The 19,050-nt window shown below is 33.5% G+C and carries 12 protein-coding genes and 1 pseudogene; 6 read left to right on the forward strand and 7 right to left on the reverse strand.

All coding sequences use genetic code 11. The features are described from left to right. Window positions 1-5 precede the first annotated feature (5 nt). The 6 genes from ACHRVL_RS16720 (at window position 6) to ACHRVL_RS16745 (ending at window position 11,470) form a co-directional block, all read left to right on the forward strand. The gene (locus tag ACHRVL_RS16720) at window positions 6-1,520 is read left to right on the forward strand and encodes a SusD/RagB family nutrient-binding outer membrane lipoprotein (protein WP_395414608.1); all 1,515 of its coding nucleotides are present in this window, start codon (window positions 6-8) and stop codon (window positions 1,518-1,520) included. A 518-nt stretch (window positions 1,521-2,038) separates the two neighbouring features. Beyond that, window positions 2,039-3,949 carry a glycosyl hydrolase 2 galactose-binding domain-containing protein gene (locus ACHRVL_RS16725; protein WP_395414610.1) on the forward strand — a complete coding sequence of 637 codons (1,911 nt, stop codon included), beginning with the start codon at window positions 2,039-2,041 and terminating at the stop codon, window positions 3,947-3,949. A 287-nt stretch (window positions 3,950-4,236) separates the two neighbouring features. Then, window positions 4,237-6,513, forward strand: coding sequence for a GH92 family glycosyl hydrolase (locus ACHRVL_RS16730; RefSeq protein ID WP_395414612.1), 2,277 nt, complete (start codon window positions 4,237-4,239; stop codon window positions 6,511-6,513). A 173-nt stretch (window positions 6,514-6,686) separates the two neighbouring features. After that, entirely contained in the window at window positions 6,687-8,972 is a 2,286-nt protein-coding gene (locus ACHRVL_RS16735; RefSeq protein ID WP_395414614.1) for a GH92 family glycosyl hydrolase, read from the forward strand. A gap of 4 nt (window positions 8,973-8,976) precedes the next feature. After that, a complete protein-coding gene (locus ACHRVL_RS16740; RefSeq protein ID WP_395414616.1) occupies window positions 8,977-10,437 on the forward strand; it encodes a glycoside hydrolase family 125 protein in 1,461 nt (486 codons plus the stop codon). Window positions 10,438-10,567: 130 nt separating this feature from the next. Beyond that, window positions 10,568-11,470 carry an ROK family protein gene (locus tag ACHRVL_RS16745; protein ID WP_395414618.1) on the forward strand — a complete coding sequence of 301 codons (903 nt, stop codon included), beginning with the start codon at window positions 10,568-10,570 and terminating at the stop codon, window positions 11,468-11,470. Between the two features lie 71 nt (window positions 11,471-11,541). Here ACHRVL_RS16745 and ACHRVL_RS16750 read toward each other — a convergent pair whose 3' ends face one another. The 7 genes and pseudogenes from ACHRVL_RS16750 to ACHRVL_RS16780 form a co-directional block, all read right to left on the reverse strand. Next, window positions 11,542-12,549: a TQO small subunit DoxD gene (locus ACHRVL_RS16750; RefSeq protein WP_395414620.1), complete on the reverse strand. Its 1,008-nt coding sequence runs from the start codon at window positions 12,547-12,549 to the stop codon at window positions 11,542-11,544. Window positions 12,550-12,580: 31 nt separating this feature from the next. Then, the gene (locus ACHRVL_RS16755) at window positions 12,581-12,997 is read right to left on the reverse strand and encodes a hypothetical protein (protein WP_395414622.1); all 417 of its coding nucleotides are present in this window, start codon (window positions 12,995-12,997) and stop codon (window positions 12,581-12,583) included. Between the two features lie 96 nt (window positions 12,998-13,093). After that, on the reverse strand, window positions 13,094-13,843 hold the full coding sequence (locus tag ACHRVL_RS16760) for a hypothetical protein (protein WP_395414624.1): 750 nt from the start codon (window positions 13,841-13,843) through the stop codon (window positions 13,094-13,096). 173 nt (window positions 13,844-14,016) lie between these two features. After that, entirely contained in the window at window positions 14,017-15,744 is a 1,728-nt protein-coding gene (locus tag ACHRVL_RS16765; protein ID WP_395414626.1) for a tetratricopeptide repeat protein, read from the reverse strand. 445 nt (window positions 15,745-16,189) lie between these two features. Then, window positions 16,190-16,300: pseudogene (locus ACHRVL_RS16770) on the reverse strand (class D beta-lactamase); the annotation flags it as partial. An 11-nt stretch (window positions 16,301-16,311) separates the two neighbouring features. Continuing rightward, window positions 16,312-17,583: an acyltransferase family protein gene (locus ACHRVL_RS16775; RefSeq protein WP_395414628.1), complete on the reverse strand. Its 1,272-nt coding sequence runs from the start codon at window positions 17,581-17,583 to the stop codon at window positions 16,312-16,314. A gap of 226 nt (window positions 17,584-17,809) precedes the next feature. Beyond that, on the reverse strand, window positions 17,810-19,018 hold the full coding sequence (locus ACHRVL_RS16780; protein WP_395414630.1) for an anhydro-N-acetylmuramic acid kinase: 1,209 nt from the start codon (window positions 19,016-19,018) through the stop codon (window positions 17,810-17,812). Window positions 19,019-19,050: the final 32 nt, after the last annotated feature.

Consider the following 19,050-nt stretch of genomic DNA (forward strand, 5'->3'; position numbering starts at 1 on the left):
GAAAGATGAAAAATAAATTTATAAAAATATTCTGTGTTGCAATTGTTGGTGCAATGACACTAGCTTCATGCGACAAAGGATTCGAAGAATTGAATCAGAATCCAAATGCTTTGACAGATCCAGCTGTAAAATCTATGTTTACACTTGCTGAGATTTATGTTGACGGACAAGACTTTTCTAATACAAGAGGAAACAATATTTATGCAGCGCAAATTGTACAGCAATTTTCATCCTTAAGTGGTTCAGGGTCAAAATATACCTATTCATCTGAATATTCAGGAGCACTTTTTGGAGAAACGTATGGTAAAGGATTGAATCAGATTTTTCAATTATTATCTGTTATAAAAGATACACCAGAAAATGCTAATGCTATTCAGGCTTTAAGAATCATGAAAGTTTTCTTGTTTCAAAAGTTAACAGATACTTATGGTGAAATTCCATATTTTGAAGCTGGAAAAGGATACAATGGAGGAGTTTATGCTCCAAAATATGATACTCAAGAAGCAATCTACAATGATCTTTTAAAAGAATTGGATGAAGCAGGTGACGCTTTAGATGCTAATAAAGCATTTGTAGGCAATGCTGATTTGTTTTATCAAAGTGATGTGGCTAAATGGAAAAAATTAGCTAACTCAATGATGTTAAGAGTTGCAATGCGTTTATCTAAAGTGAACCCTGCAAAAGCACAACAATATGTAGAGAAAGCTGTTGCTAAAGGTGTTTTTACATCAAATGATGACAGTTTAGTTTTAAGACATGACTCAGGACCACAAGGAGTTAAAACAAATCCAATTACTTCTTCATGGGTTATAAATGACTTGAATAAAGGAGATGCAAATACAAAATTCAGTAAAACGTTTATCGATAATTTGAAAAACAATAACGATCCACGTTTAAGAATTTTAGCAAAACTTGAAGCAACTGGAGACAATTCTCCTGCAAGCCAGCAAGGTCTTGCAAACGATGCAAGAGAATTTCCTGGCGGAGACAAAAAACTTTTCTCTGATCCTAATACATCAACAGTATTGCGTTTAGATGCTCCTACATTGATTATGTCTTATGCTGAAGTAGAATTTATTTTGGCTGAAGCAGCTGTAAAAGGATGGAATGTAAACGGATCAGCACAAAAACATTATGAAGATGGAGTAAGAGCTGCAATGCAGATTCTGACTATTTTTGGAGACAAAGTACCAGCAGTTACTCTTACAGAATACAACGATTACATGACAGCTCATCCTTTTAAATCAACAGGAACTGAAGCTCAAAAAATCGAACAAATTATTACTCAAAAATGGATTGTATTGTTGTTTAATGGTTTTGAAGCGTTTTCAGAATACAGAAGAACAGGATATCCTGTTTTAGTTCCAGTTAATGATCCAACAGGAGAAACAAAAGGAACAATTCCTAGAAGATTAATTTATGATCAGTCTGAGTTAATCACTAATAATGTGAATTATAAAGAAGCAATACAACGCCAAGGGTTGGATTTAATGACAACTAGAATTTGGTGGGATAAGTAGTTTTAAAATTTTGGTTAGTTAAGTTGAATAAGCTCGGGAGGAGTATGAGTACCTCCCGGCTTATTTTTAATTTTCTATTTCAATTTTCATTAAATTAGAGGGTTTGTATCACAAATTAGTTCGGTAGTTTTAATACCCTTTTTTTCGCAAAAGACAAAAGAGCTTATGCTGAAAAAGATGGAATTACTTTCAAAAAGAACATATAATTGAAGGATTAAAATAGTTTAATTATTGAAGTGTAGTAGTAAATCTAAATCAACAATCTAAAAGATAAAACTTGGCAGCTGTAAAAGGGAAAATGATTTTCAGAATATTTTGTTAGTTACTGTTATTCCGTATTAAAAGCCCAAAAGAGAGGGAGGATTGTGGAAACGTAGTTTTCCTTCTCAAACTGCCAACAATTAAGTTGCAAAAGCATAATAATTAAGTATTGAGTTATAATGGAGTTTAAAAAGAACTTTTATTGGGTTTTGAGTATTTGTCTAGCAAATTTTTCATTTGTAGCAAAGGCGCAAAATATGGAATTAAAAAAAGGATGGCAGTACAGAGAAACCAAAACAACAAAATGGTATCCTGCTTCTGTTCCCGGTGAAGTTCATACCGATTTACTCAACAATAAATTAATACCAGATCCATTTTACAGAGACAATGAAAAAAAGCTGGAATGGATTGAAAAGAAAGATTGGGAGTATAAAACCACTTTTGAAGTAAGTACCGCAACATTAAATAAAAAAAGTACCGAATTAGTTTTTGACGGATTAGATACTTACGCATCCGTTTACTTAAACAATCAATTGGTTTTAAAGGCTGATAATATGTTTCGTCAATGGCGTGTTGACGTGAAAAAGAATTTAAAACCGGGAAAGAATGATTTAGTAGTCGTTTTTAAATCGGCACAAAATGTTGTTGATTCGCTTGCTAAAAAAGATTTTCCGTTTGTAATTCCAGATAATCCTCGTGCCTATGTGCGTAAGGCACAATACCATTTTGGATGGGATTGGGGACCAAAATTCACAACTTGCGGAATTTGGAAAACGCCAAGATTAGAAGCATATGATGTAAAAACTCCGGAGAAACCATATGTATTAGATCGCAAAATCGAATTGATACAACAGCCTGACGATAAAGGAACATCATTTTACTTTAAAATTGATGACAAGCCGGTTTATATGAAAGGGGCAAATTATATTCCATCGGATGCATTCCTGTCGCGAGTAACAAAAAAAGAGTATGAAAAAGTAATTGCACTTGCCAAAGATGCCAACATGAATATGCTGCGTGTTTGGGGAGGCGGGGTTTATGAAGATGATTATTTTTATGATTTATGCGATAAAAACGGAATCTATGTCTGGCAGGATTTTATGTTCGCTGGAACAATGGTGCCAGGTGACGATGCTTTTTTTGACAACGTAAAAAAAGAAGTTCAATATCAAGTAAAACGTCTTCGTCATCACAAAAGCATAGTTTTATGGTGCGGGAACAATGAAATTGATGAAGCTTTCAAAAGTTGGGGATGGCAAAAAAGCATGAAAATGTCGAAACAAGATTCGACTAGATTATGGAAAGACTACGTTCGTTTGTTTCAAGATAGTATTCCAAAATGGGTAAAAGAAGTCGATAATAAACGACCATACTTAAGTTCTTCGCCTTTATTTCACTGGTCAAAAGCAAAAAGTATTACAGAAGGCGACAGCCATTATTGGGGAACTTGGTGGGGACTTGAAGATATTGAAGCGGTGCAGAATAAAACGGGACGTTTTGTAAGCGAGTACGGAATGCAAGCTATGCCAAATTATTCTTCAATAGAAAAATTTACATTACCAGAAGATCGATATTTATATTCAGATATTTTGCAGGCACATCAAAAAGCGGGCAAAGGATTCATGAAATTAGATTCGTATTTAAATCGCTACTTTATTAGTTCAGACAAAATAAAGAAAATGAATGTTGAGGATTATACTTACCTCTCACAATGTTTACAATACTATTCATTAAAAAATATTATAGGCATTCATCGTTCAAAAGCGCCTTATAATATGGGAACATTAGTTTGGCAGCTTAATGATTGCTGGCCTGTTGCAAGTTGGAGCGTGACTGATTATTATGACAGACAGCCAAAAGCAGCTTGGTACGCTATGAAAGAAGCGTATAGAGATGACAAAACACCAGAAATTGACCTCACACGTCCAATTGATTTAAAATTGGAAAACCCAAATATAACTTGGGAAGTGAAAGGAAATAAAGTGATTTTAAAAGCTTCAAAAGCCGCAAAATATGTATACGTTTCTATAAAAGGCTATACAGGAAAATGGAGCGATAATTATATAGACTTAAAAGCAGGCGAAGAAAGAATTATTTCTTTTGAAGGCAAAGTAACAAAGCCAGTCCTGAAAGTTTATTCTCTATATGATGTTTTGAAGAGGTACTAAGTTGCAAAGGTTCAAAGGTTTTTGTGTAGAGACGCACTTTAGTGCATCTGTTTACCTTGCGAACTTAGCGAGAGTCATTGCGCTCTTTGCGGTTATTTTTTGTGTTCTAGATTATTCTTTTGAGAGTAAAATAAGAAAACGAGCCGTGAAAGTCTAGTCTCTATATAATGTTTTGAATAAGTATAAATAAAAAGCTTCTAAGAAGCTAAGGTTCTGAAGTGCTAAGTTTAATTAGCAAGTCTTAGAATATCAGACCCTTAGAACCTCAGAATCTAAATAAAAAAAATATGTTTACAAAGTACAACAAAATTGCTTTTAGCGGTATTTTAGCTCTAAACCTGTTTTTTGCCAATCCTGCTATTTCACAGGAAAAAAAGGTAAAACAAACAAATTCAGATTATACCCAATATGTAAATCCGTTTATTGGCTCTGCCGGTCACGGTCACGTATTTGTGGGTGCCAATGTTCCTTTTGGAGCCGTGCAGTTAGGACCAGTAAATGTTTTTGAAGGCTGGGATTGGTGCAGTGGATACAATTATGCAAGTAATACTATTTTAGGTTTCACACATACCCATTTAAGCGGAACAGGAATTGGAGATTTAAACGATATTCTTTTATTGCCAGTATCAGGAAAAGTGCCTTTAACAAAAGGAACAAAAGAAGACATGGCAACTGGTTATGGCTCTTATTTTTCTCATGATAATGAAGTAAGCAAAGCAGGATATTACAGTGTGCTGCTTGATAAATATAAAATTAAAGCCGAATTAACGGCAAGCGAAAGAGTTGGTTTTCATAAATACACTTTTAATAGTGCTCAAGACAATCACGTTTTATTAGACCTTGCAGACGGTGTGGGATGGGATAAACCCGTAAAAACGTTCATAAAAAAAGTAAACGAAACTACACTTGTAGGATATAGATATTCAGCAGGATGGGCAGCAGATCAACGTATCTTTTTTGCGATTGAATTTTCTGAGCCAATTTCAAATATGGCATTGTACGATGATAAAACTTCTGTAAGCGGAAACGAGGGTGAAGGTCTAAAAATGAAAGCAGTTTTAGATTTTACAACTTTAAAAAATAAAGAAGTTCTAGTAAAAGTTGGAATCTCGCCTGTAAGCTATGAAAATGCAGTTATCAATATAAAAGCCGAAATTCCAAATTGGGACTTTAATGCTGTAGCAAAACAAGCGACTTCAAAATGGAATGCAGCGTTAAATAAAATTCAGATCAAAGCTGATGATAAAACAATGAAAGTTTTTTACACCGCTTTGTATCATACCATGTTTGCGCCTTCAATATTCAATGATGTAAACGGAGATTATAGAGGAACAGACAAAAAAGTGTACGAAAAAGCAAACTTTACCAACTACACTACTTTTTCACTTTGGGATACTTACCGTGGTTTACATCCATTGTATACTATTACACAACAGGAAAAAATCAACGACATCGTAAAATCATTTTTAGCGATTTATCAGCAGCAAGGCAGATTACCAGTTTGGCATTTAATGGGTAACGAAACCAATACAATGAACGGAAATCACTCGATTGCTGTAATTGTTGATGCTTACATGAAAGGATATAGAGGTTATGATGTTGCATTAGCCTATGAAGCCATCAAAAAAACAGCGATGCAAACACGTGAAGGAATGGATTACGTGCAAAAACTAGAATACATTCCTGCAGATAAATTGTTAGAGTCTGTTGGAAATGCTTTAGAATATGCAATCGACGATTATTGTATAGCGTTAATGGCGAAAGATCTTGGTAAGACAGAAGATTATAATTATTTCTCAAAAAGAGCCAATTTGTACAAACTTTATTTCGATAAAGAAACTACATTCATGAGAGGTAAATTAACAGATGGAAATTGGAGAACACCGTTTAATCCCCTTTCATCAGCACATAGAAAAGATGATTATGTAGAAGGAAATGCATGGCAATACACTTGGTTAGTTCCTCAAGACCCATATGGTTTAATCGAATTGTTTGGAAGTGAAGATAAATTTATTAAAAAATTAGATTCATTATTTTTAATAACAGATAAAGTAGAAGGCGAAGAAATATCTCCAGATATTAGTGGTTTAATTGGTCAATATGCACAAGGAAATGAGTCAAATCATCATATTCCATATCTTTATGCATATGTTGGACAACCTTGGAAAACAGCCAAATTAATTCGAGAAATCGACGAAAAATTCTATTCAACAAAGCCTGATGGATTGTGCGGAAATGAAGATTTAGGACAAATGTCTGCTTGGTATGTTTTATCATCAATGGGATTCTATTCTGTAAATCCTGCAAATGGAATATACGTTATGGGAAGTCCGTTAGTAAATTCGGCAGTAATTCATCACAAAGAAGGAATTTCGTTTGCAATAAAAGCAATCGATAACAGCAAAACCAATATCTATATTCAGAAAGCCGAGTATAACGGAAAACCATATACAAAATCATATATTACACATGATATGATTGTAAAAGGCGGAGAATTAAAATTGTATATGGGAAGTAAACCATCGACAACTTTTGGAGTTAAAAAAGCAGACAGACCGCTTTAATTTTAGATTTCAGTCCCGATAGTTATCGGAATTAGATTTATGACAACTTTGTCAAAGTTTTAAACTTTGACAAAGCTTAGACAAACAAGATTTAGATTAAAGAAATAGAAAGTTCAGCCACAGTTTTTAGCTTAAAGCTTATTGCTTAAAGCGTAAAGCAAAAAAATAAAAATATGAAAATAAAAAGTTTAATTTTTTTAGGAGTATTACAATGCTGCATTTTTGTCAATGCACAGGTTAAAGTATTGAATCCAGTAGAATATGTAAATCCGTTAATGGGTACACAATCTTTACATAGTCTTTCAAACGGAAATACCTATCCCGCAATCTGCAGACCTTGGGGAATGAATTTTTGGACTCCGCAAACAGGTAAAATGGGAGACGGATGGGCTTACATTTATACAGCAGATAAAATTAGAGGATTTAAACAAACACATCAGCCTTCGCCTTGGATGAATGATTACGGACAGTTTTCTATCATGCCGGTTACTGGAAAATTAACTTTTGCAGAAGATGAAAGAGGAAGCTGGTTCAGCCATAAAGCCGAGGTTTCTAAACCATATTACTACAGCGTTTATCTTGCAGATTACGATGTTACAACAGAAATAACTGCAACAGAAAGAGCAGCGCATTTTCAGATTACATTTCCAGAAAATGAACAGTCTTCAATTGTAATTGATGCTTTTGATAAAGGTTCTTATATTAAAATTATTCCATCAGAAAATAAAATTATTGGTTACACCACTCGCAACAGCGGCGGAGTTCCTGAGAACTTTAAAAATTATTTTGTATTGCAGTTCGACAAACCTTTTGCAACCAATTATACTTGGCATGATAAAGTTTTAGAAAAAGGCAAATTAGAATTAAAAGACGATCACGTTGGTGCAGTTGTAGGTTTCAAAACTAAAAAAGGAGAAATTGTAAATGTAAAAGTTTCCTCTTCTTTTATCAGTCAAGAACAAGCTGAGTTGAATTTGAAAAATGAATTAGGAACTGCTTCTTTTAAAGAAACTGTAGCAGAATCTAAAAAAGAGTGGAATAAAGTTCTAGGAAAATTAACTGCAGAAGGCGGAAGCGATGAGCAATTAAAAACATTCTACTCTTGTTTATACCGTACCGCATGTTTCCCACAAAAACAATACGAAATAAACGGAAAAGGAGAAATTGTACATTACAGCCCATACAATGGTAAAGTTTTGCCAGGTTATATGTATGCAGGAACAGGCTTTTGGGATACGTTCCGTGCCTTATATCCATTGTTGAATTTAGTTTATCCTTCTATAAATAAAGAAATGCAAGAAGCATTAATCAACGATTATAAAGAAGGCGGTTTCTTGCCAGAATGGTCAAGTCCGGGCTTTAGAAATGTAATGGTTGGTAATAATTCTGCTTCTGTAGTTTCTGATGCTTACATCAAAGGATTACGAGGGTATGACATTAACAAGTTGTACGAAGCTTTATTACATGGTGCTAACAACGAAGGACCAATGGATGCCGTTGGAAGACGCGGCGTAGAGTATTACAACACTTTAGGTTATGTGCCTTATGATGTAAAAATTAATGAAAACGCAGCCAGAACATTAGAATATGCTTATGATGACTTTACGATTTGGAAATTAGCAAAAGCATTAAATCGTCCTAAAAAAGAAATTAGTTTATTCGAAAAAAGAATGATGAATTATAAAAATCTTTATAATCCATCAATCGGATTAATGAGCGGTAGAAATAAAGACGGAAGCTTCCCTAAAGATTTCAATCCGTTTAAATGGGGAGATGCTTTTACCGAAGGAAATGCGTGGCATTACAGCTGGAGTGTTTTTCATGACGTACAAGGTTTGATTGATTTAATGGGAGGACAAAAGAAATTTACGGCAAAATTAGACGCAGTATTTTCGACACCGCCAATTTTTGACGACAGTTATTATGGATCAGTTATTCATGAAATCCGCGAAATGCAGATTATGAATATGGGACAATATGCGCACGGAAATCAGCCCATTCAACACATGATTTATTTGTATAATTATGCAGGCGAACCTTGGAAAACACAATATTGGTCGCGTGAAGTAATGAACCGTATGTACAAACCAACTCCAGATGGATATTGCGGTGATGAGGATAACGGACAAACATCGGCTTGGTATGTATTCTCTGCAATGGGATTCTATCCAGTTTGCCCGGGAACAGAAGAATATGTTCTTGGAGCGCCATTGTTCAAAAAACTGACATTACAATTAGAAAATGGAAAAGAATTGGTGATTAACGCACCAAAAAATTCTGAAACTAATAAATATGCTCAGGACTTAAAATGGAACAATGCAGCTTACTCAAAAAACTATATCAATCATTTTGATGTATTAAAGGGCGGCGAATTAAATTTTGACATGAGCGATACACCAAATTTACAAAGAGGAACTTCAGCGAACGCTTTTCCATATTCTTATTCAACTTCAAAATAATATTATGCAATCACGTAGAAAATTCATAAAAAACGCTGGGATATTTTCAGCAGGATTATTGGCCATTCAAACAGATGCTTTCGGGATGCGATCAGATGCTTTCAATTTTGCATTAAAAGATTTTATTACTAAAAGACCTCCTGTAGCCGAGAGAAAGTTTACAAGTAAAGCGATTGAAGCTGCTATTGTAAGAATCAAAAAACAAATAGCTAATCCAGAACTGGCTTGGTTATTTGAAAACTGTTTTCCAAATACATTAGATACTACTGTCGATTTTGAAATTATCGACGGTAAACCAGATACTTATGTAATTACAGGTGATATTGATGCCATGTGGTTACGTGACAGTACAGCTCAAATTTGGCCGTATATTCCGTTTGTAAAAGAAGATAAAAAATTGGCTGAGTTGGTAAAAGGAGTAATCAACCGTCAGACAAAATGTATTTTATTAGATCCTTATGCAAACGCTTTTTACAAAGATTTTAATCAGGTAAGCGAATGGAAAAATGACATGACTAAAATGCAGCCGGGAATCCATGAGCGCAAATGGGAAATTGACAGTTTATGCTACCCAATTAGATTGGCACACGGTTATTGGAAAGAAACTGGAGATATAAGTTTGTTCGACAGCAAATGGAAAGAAGCCATGTTGTTGGTTTTACAAACGTTTAAAGAACAACAGCGCTGGACAGATAAAGGACCATACAATTTTCAAAGAGTTACAGCTTGGGCTACAGATGGTGTGCCTTTAGGAGGTTACGGTTATCCAGTAAAACCATGCGGATTAATTGTTTCGACTTTTAGACCAAGTGATGACAGCACTTTATTTGGATATTTAATTCCAAGTAATATGTTTGCAATTGAAGTGTTAGGATACCTTCAGGAAATTTTCTCTTTGCCAGCTTTATTAGATAAAGATTTAGTTGCCAAAGCAAAAGAAATGCAAGCGCAAGTTCAGAAAGGATTGGAAGAAAACACAATTATCGAGCATCCAAAATTCGGAAAAATCATTGCTTTTGAAGTAAACGGATACGGAAGTTTCCATATGATGGATGACGCTAATGTACCGTCATTATTATCATTACCATATTTAGGAGCAATTGAACCAGATAGTCCCCTTTATTTAAACACAAGAAAAGTAGTGCTTTCAGAGAATAATCCGTTTTTCTATAAAGGAAAAGCCGGAGAAGGGATTGGCGGTCCGCACACAGGAACCGATACAATCTGGCCAATGAGTATTGTTTTGAGAGCCATTACAAGTGTTGATGAAAAAGAAATAAAAGCATGTATTAGCAATTTAATCAAGACAAATGCAGATACTGGTTTTATGCACGAATCTTTTCATAAAGATGACGTAGCAAAATTTACTAGAAAATGGTTTGCTTGGGCAAATACACTTTTTGGAGAAATGATCGTACACACCAGTATACATTATCCACAAATTTTAAAAGACAAAAACATTTAAAACAATAATTTGCCATCAAGAGATTAAGAAAAATAAGTAGTTAGACTTAATCTCTTAATGGTAAAAAAGAATCAAAACTAAAATTTAGTTAACCCCTAAATGGTTCAATTCCAAAAATAAAAAAACAAGAATGAATAAAGAGTATGCCGTTGGCTTAGATATAGGAGGCACACATATCACCGCAGCGATAATTGATATAGTAGATATGAAGGTGATGGATTTTTCACTGCACAAAGAGTCTTTTGATTCTAATATGCCGGTGGAAGAAGTTATGACTATTTGGGAAAAAGCAATACGAACATCATTCAAAAATTCTAAAGTAGAAAAAACTTCAGGATTAGCAGTTTGTATGCCGGGACCATTTGATTATACAAACGGAATTTGCTGGATAAAAGACCAATCTAAGTACGAACATTTTTATGGGTTGAATGTACGTGATTTGTTTCAGGACAAACTAGATCTTTCTAGCGATTTTCCGATTCTTTTTGAAAATGATGCTGTTTGTTTTGGAAAAGGAGAAGTTTTTAAAGACTCCGAAAATCTTTCTAAAAAAGTAATGGCGATTACACTTGGCACAGGACTTGGCGCTTGTTTTATAGACAAAGGAGAATCAATCAGCACAGGTAATTCAGTACCAAAAGAGGGCGAAATTTACGATCTTCCATACAAAGAAGGTATTGCTGAGGATTACGTTTCAGTTCGCGGACTTTTGGCTGGTTATTTCGCTTTAAGCGGAAAAAAAGTAAACAATGGTTTAGAGCTTTTTAATTTAGCGGAAAACGGTGACGAAATGGCTGTAAAAGTATTTGAACAAATGGGACAAGACTTGGCAGAAATCGTTCTTCCGTGGTTAGAAAAATTTGGTGCCGACAGCTTTATCATTGGAGGAAAAATTGCAAATGCAAGCGAATTCTTTTTACCTGTTTTCAATCAAAAAATTAAAGAAGCTGGAAGTGAAATTGAAGTTTCAATTTCTACAGATAATGAGAAAGCAGCTTTATTAGGTGCTACAAGCATGCTTTATAAAGCGTAATATCAATTATAGAATATATTATTTTTAAAAGCTGTCCGAAATATAATTTCGGACAGCTTTTTTTATAAATACTAAATACTAGCACTCCAAGTTAGACCGCTTATGTCAGTTAAAGTCAGCGTGTAATGCTCTTTGTCAGATGTCTTTTTACGATCGATCGGAAGCCGCATTGTTGCTTTTGCACCAAGCGGAATAATCAAGCTGTGAGCACCGGGTTTTATTTTGGCAACATAATGATTGTCAATAGTTGTGGCAGGTAATTTTGCTAAATCAGCTCCATGCAATTGTAAAAGATATTTTCCAGATGAATCTTGAAGCGAAATACCAATCAAAAAAGAGCCATAAACATCAACACCTTCAACTCGATAAACATCAAAACTCATTTCTGTATTCTGCATTTTAAAATTGCTTATTTCCAGTTTTGGTTTTACTGATTTATTGTGCAATGTTCCAAAAACGCCTCCATGAAAATATTGATTAGTATATAAAGTAAGACCTGTAATAAAAGCTGCAGTTACTAAAATAAGCCGCTTGTTTGCCACTAAATTCAGCGGTCCAGAACCCAGAAATTTAAACCATTTTGTTTTAGTAAAAGGAAACTTTCTCGAAATAAAATAAGAATCTAACGAAAGATAGTTACTGCCGGTTAAAAATAAAGTAAATCCAGCCGCCAAGCCTAAAATTCCTATTTGCCATTCGTCTAAACAAGTTGTTCCAATCCAGCCGGAAGCGAGTAGAATCCCGAATGCTAATAAGAATATTCCAATACTCATTAAACGAGTGAAAAAACCGAGAATTAATGCCAAACCTACAATTCCCTCAACAATAGTAAAAGTTACCATTGCATACCATAAAGCCTCGGGATGCGTAACTAAATATTCGATTATGGGTTTTAGTCCCAGCGAATTGGGTAAAAAATGATTGAATTTCTCGCCAATATAACCTGCTTCTTCAGGGATTAATTTGTTTTCTAAAATAAGACGTCTCCAAAATGCCGAAAAATAAGTCCAGCCAACTACCAATCGTAACGATAAGGTAGCCATAGAAGCAGTGTCAAAAGATTTCTTTTGCTGTATCATGCAGTATAAAATTTAAAAATAAAAAATTGTTTTAAGCTGTAATAGAATTCGCTTTTAGTGCAATTTTTAGATTTTTAAATACGATAAACATAGGTGGATAAGTCGTAGATTTTTTACCAAATTCGAAAGCAGGACGAATTTGAACTTTAGTAAAAACAGTATTCTCATTTACAGGAGAATAAAACGACAGTGTTCTAGGTATAATTGGAATTTGTGGTGCAGAAATAACCTTTTTTACAAAAGTATTTTTATGCATTAAACCACTGCTGCAAGATCCAAACTGCGGTAATTGAGTTTGGTTTTTCTGAGAAAATTCGATTGAATCGATAGCAGTAAAATGCAGAATAGTTTTTTTAATCTGACAATTAGAAAAAGCATACACCAAACTTACAACTAACAAAAGCTGCTTAAGATGTCGAAAAAAAGTGATGTAATTTTTCCAATTCATTTTATAAAAATAACTCTAAAAAACGGTACTCGCATTGATTTTAGATAACATTAACAGCTATTTCAGCCCAATAAACAAGTTCAGCGTTTATTTTTATTATTCCGGATTTAAAACCGTGATAATGTTTTCTCTCAAACCCGTCTTTAAATTGATAATTTCAAATCTTTTTGCCGCCGAAAACGAACCAATATCACTGTCGCTGTTAATTAAAATTGCGCCAACAAGAATGATGTATTTACAATTATATTTCGTTGCCGCGATCAGTTCTTGAATACGATTGTCTATAGCTTGATAGATCACTTCGGTTGCCTCGATCAATGGAAGTTCGGAGTTTAGAATTTTATCTTTTTGCTTGAATAAAATTTGCTCAATAATATTCATTTGATAATCCAATTCCGTTACATTTCCTAGTTTTATGGTATTATCTGCTAATTTGTTAAGAGCACCAGTTGCCGCTCCACAGCAAAGAGACTTTTCAGTTTGTCCGATACGGTTAATTTTTCCAACAACTCCTTCTTTAGAAATACCAATATGGGGACCATAATAAATAAAAACAGCTCCATCATCAGGCACATGGCTTGCAAAAGCTGCCATACCGCTTAATCCCGTAAACGGAAAACCGTCTAAACCACCCATTTTAAAAGGACCTAAAAACTCAAGAGCTCTTGCTGGATATTGAATACTATTTACGTCATCACTGCAAATACTATCTGCTAATATAATTTGCGAAGGTTCTAAATCTAGTTTTTCTTCAACATAATCAATTACTTTATTGATATAATCAATAGTAGTTAAAGCATAAGGATAACGTTTTCGGATAATTTCTAATTTTTCTCTTTTTTTCATTGATCAGTTCGTTATGTAAAAAAAGTTCTGACGGTCAAAAAAAGCTCATGCAAATTTGTACGCAGGTTCTGTTTTTTGTATTTTTTTATAAAGGTACAGTTAAAAATTAAGTTCTCTTTTTACTTTTAGGATATATTCGAATTTCAAATTAGATACCATTTAAGATTATACGTTTATGAGATTTTAGAACTGATATGCTCAAAAAGAATATTAAATTTATCGCCGAGTTTTTTCTTAAGACGTTGTTTTGATTTTTTTACAGCATCAGGCGTTATTCCTAATAATTCAGAGATTTCAGTATTATTAAAATTTAGTTTTTGCAGCAACAAAATTCGTTTATTAGAATCTGTAATTTCTGGAAAATCTTCTTCCAGTAAACGATGAAATTCAGGATGAACTTTTTGAAATTCTCTTTTAAAATTTTTCCAGTTTTCCTCCGTCATCAAATGTGATTCTAGTAAAATGCTCAGATTTTCTTTTTCAGAATCGCTGTTAGACGAATTTTTAATTTGATTTATCTCAGATCTTAAAATTTTTATTTGATTGTTTTTTTCTTTCAAATGAGCGGCATGCGCATCTAAATTTTCTTTTGCTTCGGATAATTTTTGCTCATTTTTTATTTTCTCTGTCTTTAACGAAAAAACTTTTTCACGATATTCAATTTGTCTGTTTTTTAAATGCTTTTTAAAATTAATAATAAGAAAAATTAATAAGGAAAGAGCAAGGATAATAATAACAGCATAAACATTTTTTATCGAAATTTCATTTTTGTATTGTTCATTAGTACGATTAATATTTTGCTGAAATTTTTCTTTTTGAATCATCCAGTTTACTTTGTTGATAGCCATGTCGCCATCTTTATTTTTAAGAGAATCTTCAAGAACAAGCATTCGTCTTCTTAAAACCAATTCTTCATCCGTTTTGTTTTGGTGCTGCAGGATTCTCAATTTAAGTTGAATGATTTGAAGTTCTGATTTTTCAAAATAGGTTTTTGAGTAGACAATATTCTGTGCCTCTTTCAAAGCTTGATCTGCTTTAATAAAATCGTTGTCATCTAAATATAGTTCTGCTAGTAAAATGAAAGCATACATCGTATTCTGGTAGCTTTTTTCAGCTTTTGAGATGTCGATATCTTTTTTGACTAATGAAATTGCCGATTTAAAATCGCCTTGTTTTTGTTTTACCAGTGCCAGATCTCCCAAAGCTTTAGCATAGCGCACTTGATCCTGAATTTCCTGCGCTAATTTGGCAGTTTGTAAAAAATAATATTGCGCTTTTTTAAGATCAGAAGTATGCAGATAATTCATGCCAATAGCATTTGTTATCGAAGCATATTCGATGCTTTTTTTAGGAGCATTTTTTTTGGCAAGATCTAAATAGTATGCCGCCTCTTTATAATCACCAAGCGTTTGCATAATCCACCCAATTTTTTTGAAGGATTCACCCGGTAAGATTATTTTTTCGGCTGGCAGTTTTTCAATCTTATCAATTACTTTAAGAAGGAGCGGAGTCATTTTTATGAAATCTCTGTAGTGATATAGATAACTTACATAATTAAGCTGTGTCCAAATTTCAATGCTTTGTTCTTTTGAAAGTGCAGCCATTTTAATCGACTGCTGATAATGAAAATCACTTTTTTTAGTTACTGTATTATAAAAAGTGCTGTATCCATTGGCAAGTAATGCCTCATAAAAAACTTTGTAGTTTTTATTTTGATACAGTGGTTTTAAAAAGTTTTTTAATGCCAGTGTATCCTTGTCAAAAGATTTTTCCTGATTTAATACGGCCTCATAATTTTTAATTTCATTTTCGGAAAAAGAAATTTGAATAGGAGCGTTTTGTGCTTTTAATAGAAAGGCAAAAAAGACTAAAATGATGCAGTAGATTTTCTTTGAAAACATTTTTTCTTCGTTGTGGTTTTTGTTTTTGGGAACGTAAAAATAACAAAAAAGAATCGTCTGTTAAACCTAAAAACAGAATGTATTGATTTTGTTAGATTTCTAGATATAAATGTCCCCCATTTGTCCCCCTCAATTTTTATAGTATGAATTCTTTCTAGAGTAGTTTTGCCGAAGCAATATCCGAATTTGAAAAACCTCGTATATGCAGCAAATTGAGATGTTTTTGCTGCCTTATTTTTCAGCGTTAGGAACTGCTGTGGTAACCGTAGAAAATTTTATTGCCCCAACTGTTCTCCCCCAAAACAGTCCAATTCGATTTTACAGGAAATGCAGCACAAGTTCCTGCGCTGATTAACAACGACGAAAGTTACTGTAATTGAATGTTCATTACTATTGTTCGTAAAGAGGTATAAACTCTGAAAGGGAATTTAGTTGAGAATTGAATTTATTTAATGATACTTAAATCTTTAAAAATAGATTTTGTTATATCTTTTCTGCAATTTCTGAAAGCAGTATTATTATTTTTTCAATCTTGTAATAAACTTGTGGCAAAAAAAATAAAGACTTTTATACCTTAAAAATCAAATTCTTTTTATAGAAAATCCATAAAATCAAGGACCAGAAAATGGCATAAGAGATTGCGTAAGCCAGTGACGAATTCAATGGATTTTCAAAGCAAGGCACAATCCAAAATTTGTATATTAAGGTTTGAAGATTGATTTCTTCTCCAGTTAAATCTGGGCTTTGCATTTTTATAGAACTCATTACTCTCGGAATTACACCAGAAAAGTAAAACACAATCATAGGATTTACACCCCAGATCAAGAATAATTTTGTCCATTTTTTATAGTTGGCTACATCAATAATATAATACAGCAAGGTTAAGCATATTGTTGCAATTCCGGCCGTATATAAAACGTATGAACTTGTCCAAAGTGATTTATTTATTGGGAAAATAATATTCCAAAGTAAACCAAGAGCCCACAAAATAATTCCCGAAATGGCAAGTTTCTTTATGATTTCAGTTTTAGAAATTTGTAAGTTTAAAATCTGCCCAATAAACATTCCAAGGATTCCTGTGCCAATAGCAGGCAAAGTGCTTAAAATTCCTTCAGGATCCCAAGTTTTAGACACGCTCCATAAATGACCATTTAAAACTAAATTATCTAACCATGCTGCCAGATTAGTTCCTTTGTCAAAATTAGCAGCGCCAACTCCGGGAACGGGAACAAAAGCCATTAAAATGTAATAACCGACTAATATCGAAGCAACAATTAAAAGCTGTGATTTTAAATTTGTTTTTAAATACAATAACGAAGCGAAGAAATAAACAATTCCAATTCGTTGAAGAACGCCTGGAATTCTAACATCTTCAAAAGCTTCTAATTTGCTATAAGCTAGAAAAATCATCAACGCAAAAATTCCAGAAACAAGATAGGTTTTAACCTTTAAAGTAAAGTTTCCTAAAAGAGCATAAGCAACAGCAAAAGTTATGGCTAATCGAACGAGTAATAATGGAATTCCTTCTAAATCAAATAAATGGATTCTGCTGAAAAAGTTTAAAGATAATCCCAAACAGAAAATTCGCAGAGAACGAACCAAAATTTTATTGAATACAGCGGCATCAAAATGCTTTGTTGGCATTGCAAAAGGTATTGCAGTTCCCATTATAAAAACAAAAAACGGAAAAACTAAATCAGTAGGGGTACAGCCGTGCCATTCAGCATGTTCTAAAGGCGGATAAATTGAAGCCCAGCTTCCAGGATTATTGACAATAGTCATTAATAAAATGGTAAATCCTCTAAATACATCCAGTGAGGTTAAACGTTCTTTTGTCATTAGGTTGGTTTTTGGTTTGGTTTATTGTTTAAAAGAGAACTTTTAAAGCTGCTGTGTGGACACAATTATAAAAAGTAACATGGATTGCACTAATTGTCACTAATTTGTTTGCGAAATTAATTTCACAAACAAGATTAACCTATTAAAATTAGTGACAATTAGTGAAATTTGTGTTCAAAATTGTTTTTAATATTTGTGTTCATACGGTAGACTTTTAGAGTATTTTTTATGATGGAAAAGAAATTTTTCCCATTGACACTGATGGAATTCCTTTGCGAGATCCAAAATCAGAGTTTCCGCCAGAAACTGTTTCATTGGCTAAAATGGCAAATAAGATTGCTTCTTTTGCATCGCCCGAAATTCCCAGCGAATCAGTATTAGTAAAAGTACAAGACAGTAATTCTTTCAGCCAGCCTGTTAATAACGGATTATGAGCACCTCCGCCGGACATATAAATAGTAAAACTTTCTATTGGATAAGTTGTATTGCTGATTGTCGAATTTATGGCTTCTGCTATCGTTTCTGCACTAAATCGGGTTAAAGTCGCTAATAAATCTTCAGTAGAAATGTTTTCTGTACCGCTTTGTGTTTGAGCATTTCTCACATATTCAATACTAAAAAGCTCTGGACCTGTAGTTTTTGGAAATGGTGCTTGAAAAAAATCGTCAGCTTTTAAAGCTTCTAAAAGAGATAGATTTACAGTTCCTTTTTTAGCAATTGCTGCATCTTTATCATAAGCTTTATCAGGGAATGAAAGTCTGGTCAAAGCATCAATCAAAGTGTTTCCTGTTCCGGTATCAGTAACAAAAACTTCTTCTGGATTATGATTGGAAGGTAAAAACGTAAAATTGGCAATACCGCCCATGTTTAGCATAATACGATTTTCGCTTTTTTTACTGAATAAAAAATAATCTCCATAAACGGCTAATGGTGCGCCTTCACCACCCGCAGCTATATGTTTTTGTCTAAAATCAGAAATGGTTAAGATTCCAGTTTTTACAGCAATATGATCTCCATCGCCAATTTGTAAAGTACCATTTGTAAAGTTTTCTAACTGGTGCAGGATTTTTGGAGCATGAAAAACGGTTTGTCCGTGCGACGCTACTAAATCAACTTTTGAAGCTGGAATTTTCCAACGGTTTAAACAATCAAGAATCATATCAGCATGAAGAGTCCCGATCCATTCATTCAATAAAACTAGTTTCTGAAAATCAATAGTAGGTTTTGCAAATACGCTTCTGATTTCTGATTTTATTTCTTCTGAATAATCGACTGTGTCAAATTCTAATAGTTGAACTTCAGTAGTTTCTCCAGAACCAGTAATTTTGCATAAAGCCACATCTAAACCATCTAAAGAGGTGCCAGACATTAACCCAACAATAATTCGGGAAGGCTTTTTTGCGATTTCATACAGTGCTTCTAAATTTGCATTCATGATCTTTTTTTTTAGTTTAACTAAATAGAAAT

This window comes from Flavobacterium sp. FlaQc-28 (genome assembly GCF_044007415.1).
In the GTDB taxonomy this organism is placed as follows: Bacteria; Bacteroidota; Bacteroidia; order Flavobacteriales; family Flavobacteriaceae; genus Flavobacterium.

Bases quoted from the DNA above. Each gene is read 5' to 3' on its own strand.
- ACHRVL_RS16730 (WP_395414612.1), top strand. From the start codon at position 4,237: ATGTTTACAAAGTACAACAAAATTGCTTTTAGCGGTATTTTAGCTCTA.
- ACHRVL_RS16750 (WP_395414620.1), bottom strand. From the start codon at position 12,549: ATGATACAGCAAAAGAAATCTTTTGACACTGCTTCTATGGCTACCTTA.
- ACHRVL_RS16740 (WP_395414616.1), top strand. From the start codon at position 8,977: ATGCAATCACGTAGAAAATTCATAAAAAACGCTGGGATATTTTCAGCA.
- ACHRVL_RS16720 (WP_395414608.1), top strand. From the start codon at position 6: ATGAAAAATAAATTTATAAAAATATTCTGTGTTGCAATTGTTGGTGCA.
- ACHRVL_RS16755 (WP_395414622.1), bottom strand. From the start codon at position 12,997: ATGAATTGGAAAAATTACATCACTTTTTTTCGACATCTTAAGCAGCTT.
- ACHRVL_RS16775 (WP_395414628.1), bottom strand. From the start codon at position 17,583: ATGACAAAAGAACGTTTAACCTCACTGGATGTATTTAGAGGATTTACC.
- ACHRVL_RS16735 (WP_395414614.1), top strand. From the start codon at position 6,687: ATGAAAATAAAAAGTTTAATTTTTTTAGGAGTATTACAATGCTGCATT.
- ACHRVL_RS16780 (WP_395414630.1), bottom strand. From the start codon at position 19,018: ATGAATGCAAATTTAGAAGCACTGTATGAAATCGCAAAAAAGCCTTCC.
- ACHRVL_RS16745 (WP_395414618.1), top strand. From the start codon at position 10,568: ATGAATAAAGAGTATGCCGTTGGCTTAGATATAGGAGGCACACATATC.
- ACHRVL_RS16765 (WP_395414626.1), bottom strand. From the start codon at position 15,744: ATGTTTTCAAAGAAAATCTACTGCATCATTTTAGTCTTTTTTGCCTTT.
- ACHRVL_RS16760 (WP_395414624.1), bottom strand. From the start codon at position 13,843: ATGAAAAAAAGAGAAAAATTAGAAATTATCCGAAAACGTTATCCTTAT.
- ACHRVL_RS16725 (WP_395414610.1), top strand. From the start codon at position 2,039: ATGGAATTAAAAAAAGGATGGCAGTACAGAGAAACCAAAACAACAAAA.